General features: G+C 73.4%; 2 protein-coding genes and 1 pseudogene. All 3 read right to left on the bottom strand.

The genetic code is table 11. The annotated features are described in order from the left end of the window. Positions 1-1,399, bottom strand: a 1,399-nt coding sequence (locus ACOV8S_RS21030; protein WP_448319363.1) for an FG-GAP repeat protein, incomplete at its 3' end; no start/stop codon positions are given. Positions 1,400-1,488: 89 nt separating this feature from the next. After that, entirely contained in the window at positions 1,489-1,797 is a 309-nt protein-coding gene (locus ACOV8S_RS21025) for a hypothetical protein (RefSeq protein WP_448319361.1), read from the bottom strand. 63 nt (positions 1,798-1,860) lie between these two features. Next, positions 1,861-1,963: pseudogene (locus tag ACOV8S_RS21020) on the bottom strand (short-chain dehydrogenase); the annotation flags it as partial.

Here is a 1,963-nt window from a genome sequence, read left to right as displayed (position 1 = left end):
GGGCCTCCTGCGGGAAGCCGACCGCCGCCGCCGTGATCATCGTGCTGCCCTCGGCGGTGGGGCCGTTGGCGCCGCCGGGGAAGACCCAGACCGCGCCGGTGGAGTTGTTCTCCGACTCGGCGCTGACGAACAGCTCCGCCTTGCCGTCCTTGTTGATGTCGCCGACGGCCACGGTGGTGCCGAACATGTCGTCCGTCTCCCCGCCTCCAGGGACGCCGGCGGTGTCCTGCGTGAAGGCGTACGACTCGCCGCCCAGGGCTCCCGTGCGGCGGCCGGGGATGACCGTCACCATCCCCGCGCGCGGCTTGGCCGTGTCCTCGAACGGCGCGCCGACCACGATGTCCGCCAGTCCGTCGCCGTTCAGGTCGCCGACTGCGAGCGCCCCGCCGAAGCCGTCCTCGGCCTCACTCGCGCCGGGCACGCCGGTGGTGTTCTGGGTCAGCTCCACCGGCTGGGCGTCCCGTGCGATCCCCGCGGCGGTGCCGTACCAGAGGAGCACCCGGCCACCGAGCGCACCATCGGCGGGGCCGTGGTCCGGCTCGTCCGGGTCTCCGACCACCAGATCGGCGAAGCCGTCGCCGTTGACGTCACCGGTCGCCGCGATCAGACCGTTGCCAGCTTCTTGGACGTCGTCGCCGAATGGGGACGCCGGGTTGACGTACACCCAGCCGCCGCTGATATCGGACCTCTCGACGCTGAGGAACACCTCGTCCAGGTAGCCGCTGTGGTCGAAATCGCCCAGCGCGACGCTCCCGACGGAACCGATGTCGTCCTTGCGTGCCACCCCGCCGTCGTACGTGCCCGTGCGGCTGAACGGTCCGTAGAACGCCGACGCCCCGTGCAACCCGGCGACGAGCACCTCGGTCTTCGCACCCGCGCCGGTGCTGCCCGCCGCCAGGTCGATCCCGTAGTGCTTGCCCGCGTTCTCGGCCGGCAGGTCGGTGCCGGACGTCAGCCCGGACCCGCTGCCCCACAGCACGGTGACCAGGCCGGCGTCCTCGCCTCCGGTGGTGTCCTCGTAGGGCGTGGCCACCACCAGGTCGGCGTAGCCGTCCCGGTTCAGGTCCGCCGTGGCGGTGGCGCCGCCGAAACCGTCGTTGAACTCCGCCGTGCCCGGCACTCCCGTGCTGTTCTGCGTGATCGTCGCCCGCCGCGGCGTCGACAGCCCTGCCGCTCCTCCGTAGAGAACGACCACGGCGCCCGCGCCCTCCTCGCCGGCGACGGTCGCCCCCGGCGCGGGCAGCACGGCGTCGCGGTAACCGTCGCCGTTGAAGTCGCCGGGCACCGCGCCGTGGACGGCTGCCGCGGGTGTCGCCGACAACAGCGAGACGCCCATGACGGCGGCGACCAGGAGCGCCCCCGTCCGCCAACCGCTTCGCAGGCGGCTCTTGTTGCTCATGTTCAGACCCCCTCCCCGTGACGCGCACGCGTCACGGTCAGAGCATGGTACGAGTGTCTTCGCGCGGCATCTCCCCGGCCCCCGGGGGCCTACACGGGTGGTGGGGCGCCGTCGCTGTCGCCGACGTCACGGACGGCGAGCAGCTGGACCTCCGCGCCGGAGGACTCCAGCAGGGGCGCGGCGGCGGCGCGGCGGGGGTCGGCGCGGTAGGCGTCGAGGGCGTCCTCGGTCGGGAAGGAGACGAGGTGGGCCTCGAGCCGGTCGTCCATGGTGCGCATCCGCCGCTCGAGCCGCCCGCCGTACTCGGCGAGGAGGGGCAGCACCGCGCTCTCGTAGGCGTCGAAGGCGCCCACCCCGCCCTCCGGCAGCCGGGCGAGCATCAGATAGGTGACGGTCACGATTCCCCCGTATCGGTCGGTGAACAACGCCCGCCCAACCTAGTGCTCCATCGGCCGGCGGCCCTACGCCGCGAGGGCGTCGTACGTCACCCCCGTGAGCCGCTCGGACTCCGCCCACAGGCGGGCCGAGGCGCGGTCGTCGAGGGTCCAGGGGGCGCGCCAGGAG

This window comes from Streptomyces sp. CO7, assembly GCF_053474865.1.
Note: the sequence above shows the minus strand (reverse complement) of the source record. Positions and strands in the feature narration are given on the sequence as shown.